The following is a 16575-nucleotide window of genomic DNA, read 5'->3' as shown; positions in this document are numbered from 1 at the left end:
GCCCCGGCCAGACCCGTCAGACCTCTTCGACGCTGCTCGGCTCGCGCCGGGACAGGTCGATGCCGAGCTCCTCCGCCGCGCGGAAGACGTCCTCGTCGGTGTCGCGCATCTCGATGGACATGCCGTCCGAGGACAGCACCTCCACGTTGAGGCAGAGGGACTGCATCTCCTTGATGAGCACCTTGAAGGACTCGGGGATGCCGGGCTCAGGGATGTTCTCGCCCTTGACGATGGCCTCGTAGACCTTCACGCGGCCGGTCACGTCGTCGGACTTGATGGTCAGCAGCTCCTGGAGGGCGTACGCGGCGCCGTAAGCCTCCAGCGCCCACACCTCCATCTCACCGAAGCGCTGGCCACCGAACTGGGCCTTACCACCCAGCGGCTGCTGGGTGATCATCGAGTACGGGCCGGTCGACCGGGCGTGCAGCTTGTCGTCGACCAGGTGGTGCAGCTTGAGGATGTACATGTACCCGACCGAGATCGGGTCCGGGAACGGCTCGCCGGAGCGGCCGTCGAACATCCGGGCCTTGCCGGACGGGAGCACCATGCGCTCGCCGTCGCGGTTGGGGATCGTCGACTCGAAGAGACCGGCGATCTCGTCCTCGCGGGCGCCGTCGAAGACCGGGGTCGCGACGTTGGTGCCCGGCGCGACGTCGTCGGCGCCGATGGACTGGAGGCGCTGCATCCACTCCTCGCTGCCCTCGACCTTCCAGCCCCGGCTGGCGAGCCAGCCCAGGTGGATTTCGAGGACCTGTCCCGGGTTCATTCGGGACGGCACGCCGAGGGGGTTGAGGATGATGTCGACCGGGGTGCCGTCCTCCAGGAACGGCATGTCCTCGACCGGCAGGATCTTGGAGATGACGCCCTTGTTGCCGTGGCGGCCGGCGAGCTTGTCACCGTCGGTGATCTTGCGCTTCTGCGCGACGTAGACGCGGACCAGCTGGTTCACGCCGGGGGGCAGCTCGTCGCCCTCCTCGCGGTCGAAGACGCGGACGCCGATGACCTTGCCGATCTCGCCGTGCGGCACCTTCAGCGAGGTGTCGCGCACCTCGCGCGCCTTCTCGCCGAAGATCGCGCGGAGCAGGCGCTCCTCCGGGGTCAGCTCGGTCTCGCCCTTGGGCGTGACCTTGCCGACCAGGATGTCGCCGGCCACGACCTCGGCGCCGATGCGGATGATGCCGCGCTCGTCGAGGTCCGCGAGGACCTCCTCGGAGACGTTCGGGATGTCCCGGGTGATCTCCTCCGGGCCGAGCTTGGTGTCACGGGCGTCGACCTCGTGCTCCTCGATGTGGATCGAGGAGAGGACGTCGTCCTGCACGAGGCGCTGCGACAGGATGATCGCGTCCTCGTAGTTGTGGCCCTCCCACGGCATGAACGCCACGAGGAGGTTCTTGCCGAGCGCCATCTCGCCCTCGTCCGTGGACGGGCCGTCGGCGAGCACCTGACCGGTGATCACTCGGGCGCCCTCGTCCACGACGACCTTCTGGTTGAAGGACGTGCCCTGGTTCGAGCGGGAGAACTTCGCGACCCGGTACGTGTTGTACGTGCCGTCGTCGTTGGCGACGGTGACGTAGTCCGCGGAGACCTCCTGGACCACACCGTCCTTCTCGGCCTTGATGACGTCGCCGGCGTCGACCGCGCAGCGGTACTCCATGCCGGTGCCGACCAGCGGGGCCTCCGCCTTGATGAGCGGCACGGCCTGGCGCATCATGTTCGATCCCATGAGCGCGCGGTTGGCGTCGTCGTGCTCAAGGAACGGGATCATGGCGGTCGCGACCGACACCATCTGGCGCGGCGAGACGTCCATGTAGTCGATCTCGGTGCCGGGCACGTAGTCGATCTCGCCGCCGCGGCGGCGGACCAGGACGCGGTCCTCGGCGTAGGTGTTCTCGTCCGTCAGCGGGGCGTTCGCCTGCGCGATGACGAAGCGGTCTTCCTCATCGGCGGTGAGGAAGTCCACCTGGTCGGTGACGACGCCCTCGGTGACCTTGCGGTACGGGGTCTCGACGAAGCCGAACGCGTTGACCCGGCCGTACGAGGCGAGGGAGCCGATCAGGCCGATGTTCGGGCCTTCCGGCGTCTCGATCGGGCACATGCGGCCGTAGTGCGAGGGGTGCACGTCACGGACCTCGAAGCCCGCCCGCTCACGGCTCAGACCACCGGGGCCCAGCGCCGACAGGCGGCGCTTGTGGGTCAGGCCCGACAGCGGGTTGGTCTGGTCCATGAACTGGGACAGCTGGCTGGTGCCGAAGAACTCCTTGATGGAGGCGACGACCGGCCGGATGTTGATCAGGGTCTGCGGCGTGATCGCCTCGACGTCCTGGGTGGTCATCCGCTCGCGGACGACGCGCTCCATACGGGCCAGACCCGTGCGGACCTGGTTCTGGATGAGCTCGCCGACGTTGCGCAGGCGGCGGTTGCCGAAGTGGTCGATGTCGTCGGTCTCGACGACGATCGAGGTGCCGTTCTCACCGACCGTCTCGACCTCGCCGGCGTGCAGCTTGACCAGGTACTTGATGGTCGCGATGACGTCGTCGGTGGTGAGGACGCCGGCGTCCAGCGGCTGGTCCGCGCCGAGCTTCTTGTTCACCTTGTAGCGGCCGACCTTCGCGAGGTCGTAGCGCTTCGGGTTGAAGTAGAGGTTCTCCAGCAGCGTCTGCGCGGCCTCACGCGTCGGCGGCTCGCCCGGACGCAGCTTGCGGTAGATGTCGAGCAGCGCGTCGTCCTGGCCCTGGGTGTGGTCCTTCTCCAGGGTGGCGCGCATGGACTCGTACTCGCCGAACTCCTCCAGGATCTGCTCGGTCGTCCAGCCGAGAGCCTTCAGGAGAACGGTGACGGACTGCTTGCGCTTGCGGTCGATGCGGACACCGACCATGTCGCGCTTGTCGATCTCCAGCTCCAGCCAGGCGCCCCGGGACGGGATGACCTTGGCCGAGAAGATGTCCTTGTCGGACGTCTTGTCGATGGAGGAGTCGAAGTAGACGCCCGGCGAGCGGACCAGCTGCGACACGACGACACGCTCGGTGCCGTTGATGCAGAAGGTGCCCTTGTTCGTCATGAGCGGGAAGTCGCCCATGAAGACCGTCTGGGACTTGATCTCGCCGGTCTCGTTGTTGGTGAACTCGGCGGTGACGAAGAGCGGGGCCGCGTACGTGAAGTCGCGGTCCTTGCACTCGTCGATGGAGTTCTTCGGGGGCTCGAAGCGGTGGTCGCGGAAGGTCAGCGACATCGACCCGGAGAAGTCCTCGATCGGGGAGATCTCCTCGAAGATCTCCTCCAGACCGGACTTCGTGGGGACGTCCTGACCACTGTCCAGCGCAGCCTCGACACGACCCTTCCATGCGGCATTGCCGAGCAGCCAATCGAAGCTCTCGGTCTGCAGCGCAAGGAGGTTCGGAACCTCAAGGGGTTCTTTGATCTTCGCAAATGAGATGCGCAGCGGGGCGGTGCTGGCGCCGTTGTTCGTATTGGCAGTCGAGGCGTTGCGCGAGGCGGCCAAGAGGGGGTCCTTCCGAGGGCTCGGACTCACTACGCGCGTACCGGTCCCACTTTCGGCACACCGAGAGAAATCCCAGATCAGGGACGTTCAATCAGCAGTGCTCGGCAGTGGGCATGCCCCTGGTGACGGGCAGGGAGCAGCTAACAGGCAGCGCAAAGGGTCAGTGTAGCCACTAGCCACACTGATGTCCAGCCCGGGTTTCCGGAGACCGGCAGCGCCACCCTCTCCCTCCGGGAGGGGTCTCCCCCTCGTTGTTCTGCTATGCGTTCTTCAACGCCTGCCGCAAGGCTTCCCGCTTCGCCCTCGTTCCATGCCTCGGACCTAGGACCGATGTGACGACGCGTCCTGAGAATTGCGCGCTGTGTGCCGTTCGTCAAGGCCCCCCACCCCGTTGCGATCGTCACGAGGCCGCACTGCGGGGCAACGAAGATCACCATACTCGTCCTGACCGCGCAGGCAACGCAGCCAGGGCGGGAACGCCCAAAGGCGACCACCCACATGGGTGATCGCCCTTGAGAAACAGCTCAGGAGTCAGCTGACTCCGCGGGTCACTTGACCTCGACGGAGGCGCCGGCGGCCTTGAGGGACTCGGCAGCCTTCTCGGCGGCCTCCTTCGCGACCTTCTCCAGGACCGGCTTCGGGGTGCCGTCGACGAGGTCCTTGGCCTCCTTCAGACCCAGCGAGGTCAGCTCACGCACGACCTTGATGACCTGGATCTTCTTCTCGCCGGCGCCGGTGAGGATGACGTCGAACTCGTCCTGCTCCTCGACGGCCTCGGCGGCACCGCCGGCGGCACCGCCGACAGCGGCGACGGCGACGGGGGCGGCGGCCTCGACGTCGAACTTCTCCTCGAAGAGCTTCACAAAGCCGGAGAGCTCAAGGAGGGTCATGTCTTCGAACTGCGCCAGCAGCTCTTCCTGGGTGAGCTTCGCCATGATGGCGTCCTTCCACTAATCGGCGGGTGCCGGATGTACATTTCGGCGGGCGTACGGGCCCGCTGCGACCGTGACGGGCGCGAGTGGAGCGAGCGCGGGGCTCGGACTACTCGGCGGCCTCGGCCTCGGCGGGAGCCGGCGTACCGGCACCGCCCTGCTCGACCTTGCTGCGAAGGGCGTCCGTGGTGCGGACGAACTTCGTGAGCGGGGCCTGGAAGGTCGCCGCGGCCTTGGCCATGGACGCCTTCATGCCGCCGGCCAGCTTGGCGAGCAGCACCTCGCGGGACTCAAGGTCCGCGAGCTTCTTGAACTCATCGGCGGACAGCGCCTTACCGTCAAGGACACCGCCCTTGATGATGAGGTTGGGGTTCTCCTTGGCGAAGTCACGGAGACCCTTCGCCGACGTCACCGGGTCACCGGAGACGAAGGCGACCGCCGTCGGACCGTTGAACAGGTCGTCGAGCGAAGAGATCCCGGCCTCGTTGGCCGCGATCTTGGTCAGCGTGTTCTTCACCACGGCGTACTGGGCGTTCTCACCGAGCGAACGGCGCAGCTCCTTGAGCTGTGCCACGGTGAGACCGCGGTACTCGGTCAGCACGGCGGCGTTGGAGCTGCGGAACTGATCCGCGAGCTCGGCAACCGCGGCAGCCTTGTCGGGCCTCGCCATGAGCCTCGGCCTCCTTCCGGGTGATTCGGACCGCATAGACGCGAGAAGGGACCTGGGCAAAACGAAACGCCCCGGCGCGGGCGCACGGGGCGTGACTCGACCGCACGGACCTTGCGGTCACAGCGGGAGTTCGACCTGAACACCTGCGCAGGTCGCCCGCAGCTAGCGGAATCCTTCGGCCACCACACCCCCTACGGAGGCACAGCGACGACCAGCGGTCTTTGGCTTCTTCGCAAAGGTACGCGAACGGGCGGCCGACAAGCAAATCGGCCGGTGTCCGGCTGTCGGCCCGCCCGCTCGCGGTCCGCCCGCCGCGTACCGCCCTCGCCTACTGCTTCGGCATGAGCTCCGTGTAGTCGACCGTCTCCGAGGCCGCCGGGGGCGCCACGGAGACCTTGGTGCCGTAGTCGGAGTAGAAGACCGTGGTGTTCATGGAGAACTTCTTCCCCTGGGCCTGCTCCTGCCGCTTCACCAGGAGGTGGTCGCTGTCGACCCACAGGTCGACCGTCTCAGTGTCCATGCCGCTCTGCTCAAGCTGCTTCTGCAACGCGTCCAGGTCCTTCTTGGAGAGGGACTTGGACTGTAGGCCCGCGATTTCGGAGACGCTGATCTTTCCGGTGTAGTGGGTCGCCTGCTTGCCGCGGACGTCCTCCTTGCCGACGTCCTTGACCTTGCCGGAGGCGATGAGAAGGTCCACCGAGCGGGCCGGGTCGTTGTTCTTCATCTGGTCCTTGACGAGAGCCCCGGAGGCGCCTCCCTGCGCGGCCATCGCGTCATAGCTGTACTTCACCCAGCTCTTGCCCTGCGCCTTGGGGCCGAGCGAGCTGCCCAGGTTCATGTACATCGCGTCGGGCAGGTACCGGGCTCGCATCGGCTTGCCGGCCGTCGGCGCGGCGTCCGCCAGGCCGCCCTTCTGGGTCATGGTCATGTTGGCCCGTATGCCGTCGGACCAGTCCATGTCGCCCTTCATGTCGGCGTGCATCTCGCCCATCACCGTCGTGCCGTCGACCTTGGCCGAGTGCTGCTCGCCCGCCTTCTTCGACACGCTCTGGAGCGCCGCGAGCGCCGCCTCGCCCGGCGCGGCGTTCCCGCCGCCGGATGCCTTGCCGCTGCCCTTGGCGTCGTCCTTGCCCCCGTCGCCGCCCCCGCAGGCCGTCAGGCCCGCCATCAGCACGACACCGGCCGCGGCCGTCGCCACTCGCGTGATCCTCATCGTTCCCCCTTTAATCACCTTTTAGAACGGGCACGACTCTAGTGGAGGGCACCGACAACGCCACGAGCCGGGCCCCGCGCCTCGATGGAGACGTGGGACCCGGCTCGTATGTGCGTACCGCGATCTACACCGCGCTACCCGCGGCGGGCGTCCGGATCAGACGGCCGCCGGGTCCTCCTCGACGAGGAGGTTGCGGGTGCGGTTGGGGTCCAGCGGGATGCCGGGGCCCATCGTCGTGGTCAGGGTCGCCTTCTTGATGTAGCGGCCCTTCGCGGCGGACGGCTTGAGGCGGGTGACCTCTTCGAGCGCCGCGGCGTAGTTCTCGACCAGCTTGGCCTCGTCGAACGACACCTTGCCGATGATGAAGTGCAGGTTCGAGTGCTTGTCGACGCGGAACTCGATCTTGCCGCCCTTGATGTCCGTGACAGCCTTCGCCACGTCCGGGGTGACCGTGCCGGTCTTCGGGTTCGGCATCAGACCACGCGGACCGAGCACGCGGCCGAGGCGGCCGACCTTGCCCATGAGGTCCGGGGTGGCGACGACGGCGTCGAAGTCCAGACGGCCCTTCGCGACCTCGTCGATCAGTTCGTCGGAGCCGACGATGTCGGCGCCCGCGGCTTCCGCGGCCGCAGCACGGTCGCCGGTCGCGAAGACCAGGACCCGGGCGGTCTTACCGGTGCCGTGCGGAAGGTTCACGGTGCCGCGGACCATCTGGTCGGCCTTGCGCGGGTCGACGCCCAGACGCATGGCGACCTCGACAGTCGCGTCGAACTTGGTCGCAGAGGTGTCCTTGGCGAGACGGATGGCCTCAAGCGGGGCGTACTGGCGCTCCGCGTCGACCTTGGCGTCCGCGCCGCGGAGAGTCTTGCTGCGCTTCACTGCTTCTCCTCAGTGCTGAGTGTGGAGTCGTGGTACGGACCAGCGCGTGGTCCTTCCACGGGGTGCTACGGGGGTGATCAGCCCTCGACCGTGATGCCCATGGAACGGGCGGTGCCGGCGATGATCTTCTCGGCGGCGTCCAGGTCGTTGGCGTTCAGGTCGGGCATCTTGGTGGTGGCGATGTCGCGGACCTGGTCGCGGGAGATCTTGGCGACCTTGGTCTTGTGCGGCTCGCCGGAGCCCTTGTCCACACCCGCGGCCTTGAGGATCAGCTTGGCGGCCGGCGGAGTCTTGGTGATGAAGGTGAAGGAGCGGTCTTCGTAGACCGTGATCTCCACCGGCACGACCATGCCACGCTGCGACTCGGTCGCGGCGTTGTAGGCCTTGCAGAACTCCATGATGTTGACGCCGTGCTGGCCCAGCGCGGGGCCGACCGGCGGAGCCGGGTTGGCCGCACCGGCCGAGATCTGGAGCTTGATCAGCCCCGTGACCTTCTTCTTCTTGGGAGGCATGCTCTCTCCGGGTCCTAGTGAGAGGTGTTTCGCCCCCGAATCCGGTCATCCGGATGGAGGCATACCGCACAACGATAACGGGTATAGCCGTGCGGCAGAAAACCGAGCAGGTCAGACCGGTTCCCATCAGCGGGAGAAACCCCCCGCGAGAGCCGATCTGACCTGTTCGGAAGCCGGTGTTCCAGAAGAGCGTCAGTTCTTCTGGATCTGGTCGAAGCTGAGCTCGACCGGGGTCTCGCGGCCGAAGATCTCGACGAGGCCCTTGACCTTCTTCGAGTCGGCGTTGATCTCGTTGATGGTCGCCTGGAGCGTGGCGAACGGGCCGTCGGTGACGGTGACCGAGTCGCCCACCTCGAAGTCCAGCACCTGGACCTCGACCTTGCGGGACGGCGCGGGCTTGCCCTCGGCCTCGGCGGCCTCGCGGGCGGCCTTCTCCTCGGCCTCCGGGGCGAGCATCTTGACGATCTCGTCCAGGGTCAGCGGGTACGGGTCGTAGGCGTTGCCCACGAAGCCCGTGACGCCGGGCGTGTTGCGCACGACGCCCCACGACTCGTTCGTCAGGTCCATGCGCACCAGCACGTAGCCGGGGAGCTTGTTCTGGCGGACGGTGCGGCGGTCGCCGTTCTTGATCTGGACGACCTCTTCCTGCGGCACCTCGGCCTGGAAGATGTAGTCCTCGACGTTCAGCGAGACGGCGCGCTGTTCGAGGTTGGTCTTCACGCGGTTCTCGTAGCCCGCGTAGGTGTGGATGACGTACCACTCGCCCGGCAGGACGCGCAGCTCCTGGCGGAGCGCCTCGATCGGGTCGACGTCCTCGTGCTCCGCGGCGGCCTCGGCCTCGACGGCTTCGGCGGCCTCGTCCTCGGCGACCTCGGCCACGGCCTCGGCGTCGCCCTCGACGTGGAGGGCGGCCTCCTCGGCGGGCTCTCCGGCCGCGGCCTCCTCGGCGTCCAGCTCGTCGACGCCGTCGGCGTTCTCGACGATTTGCAGTTCGGTGTCGTCGCCGACCTCGTCCGCGACGGCCGGCGCGTCCACGTCGGCCGCTGCCGCCTCGACGGGCTCGGCGGCGTCGTTCAGGTTCGGGTCAGACACTGTGGCTGCTTCTTCCTGGCTACAAGGGGTGGAACAGGCGAAGGGCGACGCTTCGATTGCCGTCGCCCGTCGCGGGCTCAGCCGAAGACGTACTTGACGGCGTTGTTGAACCCATAGTCAATCACGGTCACCAGGCCGATGACGATGACAACGAAGACGATCACCACAGAGGTGTACGTCGAGAGCTGGTTCCGAGTGGGCCAGACGACCTTGCGGAGTTCAGCGACGATCTGGCGGTAGAAGAGCGCGAGGCGGCCGAAGGGGCCCTTCTTCCCGCGCTTCCCGCCGCGGCGTGCCTTCTTGGCCGCCACCTCGTCCTCGGGACGACCGCTCTCAGGCGTCGCGGTGGAGCCAAGGGCTTCCGTCACTACGTCCTCACCTGAATCCGGGTCGTGTCCGTGCCGCGCCCGGTTGAGCCGCACGGCGGTGCAATTCACTACGTACGCATGCACGCACCATGGTGAAGATGCGTGTAGCAGGGCCGGAGGGACTTGAACCCCCAACCGCTGGTTTTGGAGACCAGTGCTCTACCAATTGAGCTACGACCCTTTGTGGTTCCCCCCAACGTACCGCATCCACTCGGACGCATGGAGTGCGCACGAACGTGCCGCCGCTGAGGGCCAACGACGCCTGAGTGTACGTGCTGGAGGGACCGACGTCGAACAGGAACGTCCGATCCACCCGCCGCGACGCGCATAGCCCCCGCCCCCGGACCCGCCTCCGCCCCATGATCACTGGGCTCGCGCCCGTTACGGAACTCACGTGCCGGGGCCGCGGCGGGTCTGCAACGATGCATGCATGACCGCTGCTACTCCTCCCGCACAGTCCCCCGCCGACCGCCGGGTGTCGGCCCGCGTCGGGTCGATCTCCGAGTCCGCGACGCTCGCCGTCGACGCCAAGGCCAAGGCCCTCAAGGCCGCCGGGCGCCCGGTGATCGGCTTCGGCGCCGGCGAGCCGGACTTCCCCACGCCCGACTACATCGTCGAGGCCGCCGTGGAAGCCTGCCGCAACCCGAAGTACCACCGCTACACCCCCGCCGGCGGCCTCCCCGAGCTCAAGGCCGCGATCGCCGCGAAGACGCTGCGCGACTCCGGCTACGAGGTCGGCGCGGACCAGGTGCTGGTGACCAACGGCGGCAAGCAGGCCATCTACGAGGCGTTCGCCTCGATCCTCGACCCGGGCGACGAGGTCATCGTGCCCGCCCCGTACTGGACCACCTACCCGGAGTCGATCCGGCTCGCGGGTGGCGTCCCCGTGCCGGTCGTCGCCGACGAGACGACCGGCTACCGCGTCTCGGTGGAGCAGCTGGAGGCGGCCCGTACGGAGAACACCAAGGTGCTGCTCTTCGTCTCCCCCTCGAACCCGACCGGCGCGGTCTACACCCGCGCGCAGGTCGAGGAGGTCGGCCGCTGGGCCGCCGAGCACGGCCTGTGGGTGCTCACCGACGAGATCTACGAGCACCTGGTCTACGGGGACGCGGAGTTCTGCTCGCTGCCGGTGGTGGTCCCGGAGCTGGCGGACAAGTGCATCGTGGTCAACGGCGTCGCCAAGACGTACGCGATGACCGGCTGGCGGGTGGGCTGGGTCATCGGCCCGAAGGACGTGGTGAAGGCCGCGACCAACCTCCAGTCGCACGCCACCTCCAACGTCTCCAACGTCGCGCAGGTCGCGGCCCTGGCCGCCGTCTCCGGCGACCTGACGGCCGTCGCGAAGATGCGCGAGGCCTTCGACCGCCGCCGCCGCACCATCGTGCGGATGCTCAACGAGATCGACGGCGTCGAGTGCCCCGAGCCGGAAGGCGCGTTCTACGCGTACCCCTCGGTGAAGGCCCTGCTCGGCAAGGAGATCCGCGGCAAGCGCCCCGCCACCTCGGGCGAGCTGGCGGCGCTGATCCTGGACGAGGCCGAGGTCGCGGTGGTCCCGGGCGAGGCGTTCGGCACGCCGGGCTACCTGCGCCTGTCGTACGCGCTCGGCGACGACGACCTCGTCGAGGGCGTCTCCCGGCTCCAGAAGCTCCTGGCGGAGGCCGCGGCCTGACGGGCGTACGCACACGCCTCCCCACGGGTCTCCGGCCGTCGGCCGGGGGCCCGTATCCGCTTTCGGGCCGCCGCCCGTTCAGGGTCTTATTCGCGCAAAGCCCCTACCGGCGGGCGTGCGGGTGCGGCAAGATCTCTGAATGGAGAGTGTTCGTACCCGTGGCGAAGCCGCCCGCCGTGATCTGCGCCTGCTGCCCAAGGCCCATCTGCATCTGCACTTCACGGGGTCGATGCGCCCGTCGACCCTGCTCGAACTGGCCGACAAGTACGGCGTGCACCTGCCCGAGGCGCTGAAGGGCGGCGAGCCGCCGAGACTGCGGGCGACGGACGAGCGCGGCTGGTTCCGCTTCCAGCGGCTGTACGACATCGCCCGCTCCTGCCTGCGCACCCCCGACGACATCCGCCGCCTGGTGCGCGAGGCCGCCGAGGAGGACGTCCGCGACGGTTCCCGGTGGCTGGAGATCCAGGTCGACCCCACCTCGTACGCGCCCCGGCTGGGCGGCCTCATCCCCGCCCTGGAGATCATCCTCGACGCCGCCGAGGCCGCCTCCCGGGACACCGGCGTCGGCATCCGCGTGCTGGTCGCCGCCAACCGGATGAAGCACCCGCTGGACGCCCGTACCCTCGCCCGGCTCGCGGTGCGCTACGCCGACCGCGGCGTGGTCGGCTTCGGCCTCTCCAACGACGAACGCCGCGGCCTCGCGCGCGACTTCGACCGTGCCTTCGCCATCGCCCGCGACGGCGGCCTGCTGGCCGCGCCGCACGGCGGCGAGCTGTCGGGGCCGAGCAGCGTCCGCGACTGCCTGGACGACCTGCACGCGGCCCGCGTCGGCCACGGCGTGCGGGCGGCGGAGGACCCCCGCCTGCTGCGCCGCCTCGCCGACCGCGGGGTGACGTGCGAGGTGTGCCCCGCCTCGAACGTGGCCCTCGGCGTCTACGAGAAGCAGGAGGACGTCCCCCTGCGCACCCTGTTCGAGGCAGGCGTCCCCATGGCCCTCGGCGCGGACGACCCCCTCCTCTTCGGCGCCCGCCTCGCGGCCCAGTACGAGATCGCCCGCGAACACCACGCCTTCACCGACCCCGAACTGGCCGAACTCGCCCGCCAGTCCGTACGCGCCTCAGCCGCCCCGGAACCCGTCCGCACCGGACTCTTGAACGAAATCGACGAGTGGCTGACGACGTAAACCAAGCCCGTCAGGGGGCACCTCCCAGCGGTAGCTGGGGGAGATTGAGGACCGGGGTCCGGGGCGGAGCCCCGTGTCAATCCGCCGCCTCCTCCCGATAGGCGGCGGCCTCCTCCAAGTCCAGCCGCCGCAGCAGCGTGCGCAACATCTCGTCATCGATGCGGCGGGCGTCCCGCAGTTCCACGAAGACCTGGCGCTCGGCGCCGATCATCTCCCGGGCCAGCCGCCGGTATGTCTCATCGGCAGACTCCCCCGTGGTCTCGTTCACCGTCCCGAGCCGCTCCCACACCGCGTTGCGGCGGCGGTCCATGACCGTGCGGAGGCGGTCGGCGAGCGGCTGCGGGAGCGCGTTGCGGTCGTCGTCGAGGAGTTCGGCGAGGCGGCGCTCGGCGGCGGTGGAGGCTTCGTTCTGGGCCTGGGCCTCGGCGAGGGTCTCGGCCTGTACGTCGCGGCCCGGCAGCTTCAGGCGGCGGATCAGGACGGGGAGGGTGAGGCCCTGGACGACGAGCGTCGCGATCACCGTGGTGAACGTGAGGAACAGCACCAGGTTGCGCGCCGGGAACGCGGTGGCCTCGTGCGTGGTCAGCGGGATGGAGAAGGCGATGGCCAGGGAGACCACGCCCCGCATCCCGGCCCAGCCGACGATGACCGGCGCCGTCCACGTGGTGTCGGGTTCGCGTTCGCGTACGCGGGCGGACAGGAAGCGCGGCAGGAATGTGGCGGGGAACACCCAGACGAAGCGGGCCGCCACGACGGCCACGAAGACGGCCGCCGCGTACCAGACGGCCTCGCCGACCCCGTACTCGCCGAGCCCCTTCAGCACGACCCGCAGCTGGAGCCCGATCAAGGCGAAGACGGACGATTCGAGGACGAAGGCGACCATCTTCCAGACCGCCGCCTCCTGGAGCCTGGTCGCGAAGTCGACCTGCCAGGAGTGGTGCCCCAGGTAGAGGCCGACCGTGACGACGGCGAGCACCCCGGACGCCTCGAAGCGCTCGGCGGCGGCGTACGCGACGAAGGGGATCAGCAGCGAGAGCGTGTTCTGGAGCAGGGGCTCCCGCAGCCGCTTGCGCAGCCAGTGCAGCGGCACCATCAGGATGAGGCCGACGCCGACGCCGCCGACGGCCGCGAGCCCGAACTCCTTGAAGCCCTCGCCCCAGGTCGCGCCCTCCCCGACCGCCGCGGCCAGCGCCACCTTGTAGGCGGTGATCGCGGTCGCGTCGTTCACCAGGGACTCGCCCTGGAGGATCGTGGTCATCCGGGAGGGCAGCCGCAGACGGCGCGCGATGGCGGTGGCGGCGACCGCGTCCGGCGGGGCGATCACCGCGCCCAGCACCAGGGCGACGGTGAGCGGCAGGTCCGGGACCACGAGGTAGGCGACGTAGCCGACGGCGAGGGCCGCGAAGAGCACATAGCCGACGGAGAGCAGGGCGACCGGCCGCACGTTGGCCCGCAGGTCCAGGTACGAGCTGTCGAGCGCCGCGGTGTGCAGGAGCGGCGGCAGCAGCAGCGGCAGCACGATGTCCGGGTCGAGGGTGTAGTCCGGCGCCCCAGGTACGTACGAGGCGGCGAGCCCGACGGCGACCAGCAGCAGCGGCGCGGGAACGGGCCCCCGGCGGGCCACGCCCGCGACGGCCGCGCTGACGGCGACGAGCACCAGCAGTGGCATGACGTCCATCGGCTATGCCCCCATCCTGATCATGTGCTGTTCCGGCTCCCTCTCGTACTGGCTTATACGGGGCGGCTCCGCCGCCCGCCTACCCGATCTAACCTGGTCATCATGAGTGAGTGCCCCCACGTTCCCGCGCTGCCGCGCCCCGAGCCCGCGCCGCTGGGCGACACCTGTCCCGAGTGCCTGGCGGTGGGCAGCCATCCCGTGCAGCTGCGGTTGTGCCTGGTGTGCGGGCACGTCGGCTGCTGCGACTCCTCGCCCTTCCGGCATGCCACGGGGCACTACGAGGCGACCGGGCACGCGGTGATGCGCAGCTTCGAGCCGGGCCAGGACTGGCGCTGGTGCTTCGCGGACCAGCGGATCGTCTGAAGCCGCCGGCTCCCCGCCCGCACCCCTCCCCCGACAGCGCCGACCGCGTTGTCGGACCGGCCGGTTAGCATGCACTCATGATCCGAGCCGCCGCCCCCGCCGACGTACCCGTCATTCACGCGATGATCCGCGAACTCGCCGCGTACGAACGGGCTCTGGAGGACGCGCGGGCGAGTGAGGAGCAGCTGTGCGAGGCGCTCTTCGGGGAGCACCCCGCGGTCTTCGCTCTGATTGCGGAGAGCGACGAAAACGGTGCGGGCGCGGACGGCGCTCCGGCCCAACCGATCGGCTTCGCGCTGTGGTTCCGTAACTATTCGACGTGGACGGGCACGCACGGTATCTACCTTGAGGATCTCTATGTGCGGCCGGAATCGCGCGGTGAAGGTCACGGAAAGGCGCTTCTCGCGGCTCTCGCGCGTATATGCGTCGAGCGTGGGTATCAGCGTTTCGAGTGGTCAGTGCTGGATTGGAACGAACCGTCGATCGACTTCTACCGGTCCATCGGCGCCGAGCCGATGGACGGTTGGACCGTACAACGGTTGTCGGGGGAGCCGCTCCACGCTCTCGCGGCAGTAGCGGAGAGTGACGGAAACGCCAACAGGACGACTTCTCTTTCGATTTGAGGCCGCAGACCCCTAGCCACTGTCCGTACTCATGGGCTTACCATGAGTGACAGTCGTGGGGCTGCGGCACCACGACCCGGATCGCGATAGCGTCGCGGGCGAACCGTGTGCCGCGCCGGCTCTCCCAGCCTCCGTCACGAGGACTGCGGGACCGGCGCTCGTAACAGCTCAACAAGCTTGTGCCACCTTGGAGGTGAGGGTGTCCCAGATCGCAGGCGAGCCCGGGACCCAGGACTTCGTGGAAGTCCGGCTGCCCGCTGCGGGTGCCTACCTGTCGGTACTGCGGACGGCGACAGCCGGCCTCGCAGCCCGTTTGGATTTCACTCTCGACGAGATCGAGGATCTGCGCATCGCGGTGGACGAGGCGTGCGCGATCCTGCTGCAACAAGCCGTTCCCGGCAGTGTTCTCAGCTGCGTCTTCCGCCTGGTCGGGGACGCGCTTCGGGTGACCGTCTCGGCGCCCACCACGGACGGCCGCGCCCCCGAGCGCGACACCTTCGCCTGGACGGTGCTCTCCGCGCTGGCCGGCGAGGTCGACTCGACGGTCGCGGACGACCGTACGGTCAGCATCAGCCTGCACAAGAAGCGCGGCGCAGGTCCCGGACAGCCGTGACAAAAGAGGGGGCTCCGTGAGTACTGCATCATCGCGGGGAGTGCGCACCCCGGGCATCCCGCAACAGCCTGCCCGGCCGCACCCGGCGGACGTGGAGCCGGAGCAGCCCGGCGACCGACCAGAGCGGGCGGACCACATGGATCAGCACCAGCACCAGACGTGGCACCAGCACCACGACCCCCATGATCGCAGTGGTGCGCGAGCGCTGTTCTTCGAACTGCGGGAGCTTCCGGTGGGCTCGCCCGAGCGGGCCGAGCTGCGCAACCACCTCGTGCGGCTGCACCTCCCGCTGGTGGAACACCTGGCGCGGCGGTTCCGCAACCGGGGCGAGCCGCTGGACGACCTGACCCAGGTCGCCACGATCGGTCTGATCAAGTCCGTGGACCGGTTCGACCCGGATCGCGGCGTGGAGTTCTCCACGTATGCGACGCCGACGGTCGTCGGCGAGATCAAGCGGCACTTCCGGGACAAGGGCTGGGCGGTGCGGGTGCCGCGCAGGCTCCAGGAGCTGCGGCTGGCCCTCACCACGGCCACGGCGGAGCTGTCCCAGCAGCACGGCCGCGCGCCCACGGTGCACGAGCTCGCCGAGCGGCTGGCCATCTCGGAGGAGGAGGTGCTGGAGGGGCTGGAGTCGGCCAATGCCTACAGCACCCTCTCCCTCGACGTGCCGGACACCGACGACGAGTCGCCGGCCGTCGCGGACACCCTGGGGGCGGAGGACGAGGCGCTGGAGGGCGTCGAGTACCGCGAGTCCCTCAAGCCGCTGCTGGAGGATCTTCCACCGCGCGAGAAGAAGATCCTGCTGCTCCGCTTCTTCGGCAATATGACGCAGTCGCAGATCGCGCAGGAGGTCGGCATCTCGCAGATGCACGTCTCCCGGCTGCTGGCCCGCACGCTCGCCCAGCTCCGCGACAAGCTCCTCGTGGAGGAGTAGCGGGCGGGAGGCGGTCGGGAAGGGGGCCGGTTACGCGTCGCGGGGGCCGATGCCCAGCGCCTCGGTGGCCGTCGGGTTGACCAGCAGCGCCAGTACGACCACGGCGACGGCGGCGAGGACCGCTCCGACGGCGATCAGCGCGCCGCCGTTGCTGATGAGCGTCCAGGCGACGGGCAGCGACAGCAGCTGCGTGATCATCGCGGGGCCGCGGCTCCAGCGCCGCCGCAGCAGCAGCCCGCGGGCGGCGGTCAGCGGCAGCGCCGCCAGTACGAGCACGGTCACCCCGCCCGTCTCCGCCTGCATCGGGCTGTCGGGGTCGCCCACCAGCCCCATGACCAGCATGTAGA

Annotated in this window: 15 protein-coding genes, 1 tRNA gene and 1 pseudogene; 6 read left to right on the top strand and 11 right to left on the bottom strand. The window is 69.0% G+C overall.

From position 1 onward, the window contains the following. Window positions 1-16 precede the first annotated feature (16 nt). From rpoB to ACFU99_RS09845, 9 genes are all read right to left on the bottom strand, one after another. Complete coding sequence (gene rpoB, locus ACFU99_RS09885; RefSeq protein WP_384388428.1) at window positions 17-3499, bottom strand: DNA-directed RNA polymerase subunit beta; 3483 nt, start codon at window positions 3497-3499, stop codon at window positions 17-19. Window positions 3500-4047: 548 nt separating this feature from the next. Continuing rightward, on the bottom strand, window positions 4048-4434 hold the full coding sequence (gene rplL / locus ACFU99_RS09880) for a 50S ribosomal protein L7/L12 (protein WP_384388425.1): 387 nt from the start codon (window positions 4432-4434) through the stop codon (window positions 4048-4050). A 106-nt stretch (window positions 4435-4540) separates the two neighbouring features. Continuing rightward, window positions 4541-5101, bottom strand: coding sequence for a 50S ribosomal protein L10 (rplJ, locus tag ACFU99_RS09875; protein WP_384388422.1), 561 nt, complete (start codon window positions 5099-5101; stop codon window positions 4541-4543). A 328-nt stretch (window positions 5102-5429) separates the two neighbouring features. Continuing rightward, window positions 5430-6314 (bottom strand): hypothetical protein, encoded by an 885-nt coding sequence (locus ACFU99_RS09870; RefSeq protein ID WP_384388419.1) that lies wholly within the window; start codon window positions 6312-6314, stop codon window positions 5430-5432. Window positions 6315-6470: 156 nt separating this feature from the next. Continuing rightward, window positions 6471-7193 carry a 50S ribosomal protein L1 gene (rplA, locus tag ACFU99_RS09865; protein ID WP_384388416.1) on the bottom strand — a complete coding sequence of 241 codons (723 nt, stop codon included), beginning with the start codon at window positions 7191-7193 and terminating at the stop codon, window positions 6471-6473. Between the two features lie 77 nt (window positions 7194-7270). Continuing rightward, on the bottom strand, window positions 7271-7705 hold the full coding sequence (gene rplK, locus ACFU99_RS09860) for a 50S ribosomal protein L11 (RefSeq protein WP_384388414.1): 435 nt from the start codon (window positions 7703-7705) through the stop codon (window positions 7271-7273). A gap of 192 nt (window positions 7706-7897) precedes the next feature. Continuing rightward, window positions 7898-8797, bottom strand: a complete 900-nt coding sequence (nusG, locus tag ACFU99_RS09855; RefSeq protein WP_384388411.1) for a transcription termination/antitermination protein NusG — start codon at window positions 8795-8797, stop codon at window positions 7898-7900. Between the two features lie 77 nt (window positions 8798-8874). After that, window positions 8875-9165 carry a preprotein translocase subunit SecE gene (gene secE, locus ACFU99_RS09850; protein WP_030883158.1) on the bottom strand — a complete coding sequence of 97 codons (291 nt, stop codon included), beginning with the start codon at window positions 9163-9165 and terminating at the stop codon, window positions 8875-8877. A gap of 108 nt (window positions 9166-9273) precedes the next feature. Further along, window positions 9274-9346, bottom strand: a tRNA-Trp gene (locus ACFU99_RS09845). A 249-nt stretch (window positions 9347-9595) separates the two neighbouring features. Here ACFU99_RS09845 and ACFU99_RS09840 point away from each other — a divergent pair. Both ACFU99_RS09840 and ACFU99_RS09835 read left to right on the top strand, forming a co-directional pair. Beyond that, on the top strand, window positions 9596-10834 hold the full coding sequence (locus ACFU99_RS09840) for a pyridoxal phosphate-dependent aminotransferase (RefSeq protein ID WP_384388409.1): 1239 nt from the start codon (window positions 9596-9598) through the stop codon (window positions 10832-10834). A gap of 139 nt (window positions 10835-10973) precedes the next feature. Then, window positions 10974-12017: an adenosine deaminase gene (locus ACFU99_RS09835; RefSeq protein ID WP_384388406.1), complete on the top strand. Its 1044-nt coding sequence runs from the start codon at window positions 10974-10976 to the stop codon at window positions 12015-12017. Window positions 12018-12093: 76 nt separating this feature from the next. On the opposite strand, the gene ACFU99_RS09830 is transcribed toward ACFU99_RS09835, so the two are convergent. After that, a complete protein-coding gene (locus tag ACFU99_RS09830) occupies window positions 12094-13695 on the bottom strand; it encodes a Na+/H+ antiporter (RefSeq protein ID WP_384388403.1) in 1602 nt (533 codons plus the stop codon). A gap of 102 nt (window positions 13696-13797) precedes the next feature. Here ACFU99_RS09830 and ACFU99_RS09825 point away from each other — a divergent pair, with 102 nt between their 5' ends. From ACFU99_RS09825 to ACFU99_RS09810, 4 genes are all read left to right on the top strand, one after another. Continuing rightward, window positions 13798-14058 (top strand): UBP-type zinc finger domain-containing protein, encoded by a 261-nt coding sequence (locus tag ACFU99_RS09825; protein ID WP_384388400.1) that lies wholly within the window; start codon window positions 13798-13800, stop codon window positions 14056-14058. A gap of 77 nt (window positions 14059-14135) precedes the next feature. Further along, window positions 14136-14681: a GNAT family N-acetyltransferase gene (locus ACFU99_RS09820; protein ID WP_384388397.1), complete on the top strand. Its 546-nt coding sequence runs from the start codon at window positions 14136-14138 to the stop codon at window positions 14679-14681. A gap of 199 nt (window positions 14682-14880) precedes the next feature. Continuing rightward, window positions 14881-15294 carry an anti-sigma regulatory factor gene (locus ACFU99_RS09815; RefSeq protein ID WP_116213824.1) on the top strand — a complete coding sequence of 138 codons (414 nt, stop codon included), beginning with the start codon at window positions 14881-14883 and terminating at the stop codon, window positions 15292-15294. 16 nt (window positions 15295-15310) lie between these two features. Then, window positions 15311-16228 carry an RNA polymerase sigma factor SigF gene (locus ACFU99_RS09810; protein WP_384388394.1) on the top strand — a complete coding sequence of 306 codons (918 nt, stop codon included), beginning with the start codon at window positions 15311-15313 and terminating at the stop codon, window positions 16226-16228. Window positions 16229-16258: 30 nt separating this feature from the next. On the opposite strand, the pseudogene ACFU99_RS09805 reads toward ACFU99_RS09810, so the two are convergent. Beyond that, window positions 16259-16575, bottom strand: a pseudogene (locus tag ACFU99_RS09805) (hypothetical protein); the annotation flags it as partial.

Source organism: Streptomyces sp. NPDC057654 (assembly GCF_042800135.1).
In the GTDB taxonomy this organism is placed as follows: domain Bacteria; phylum Actinomycetota; class Actinomycetes; order Streptomycetales; family Streptomycetaceae; genus Streptomyces.
Note: the sequence above shows the minus strand (reverse complement) of the source record. Positions and strands in the feature narration are given on the sequence as shown.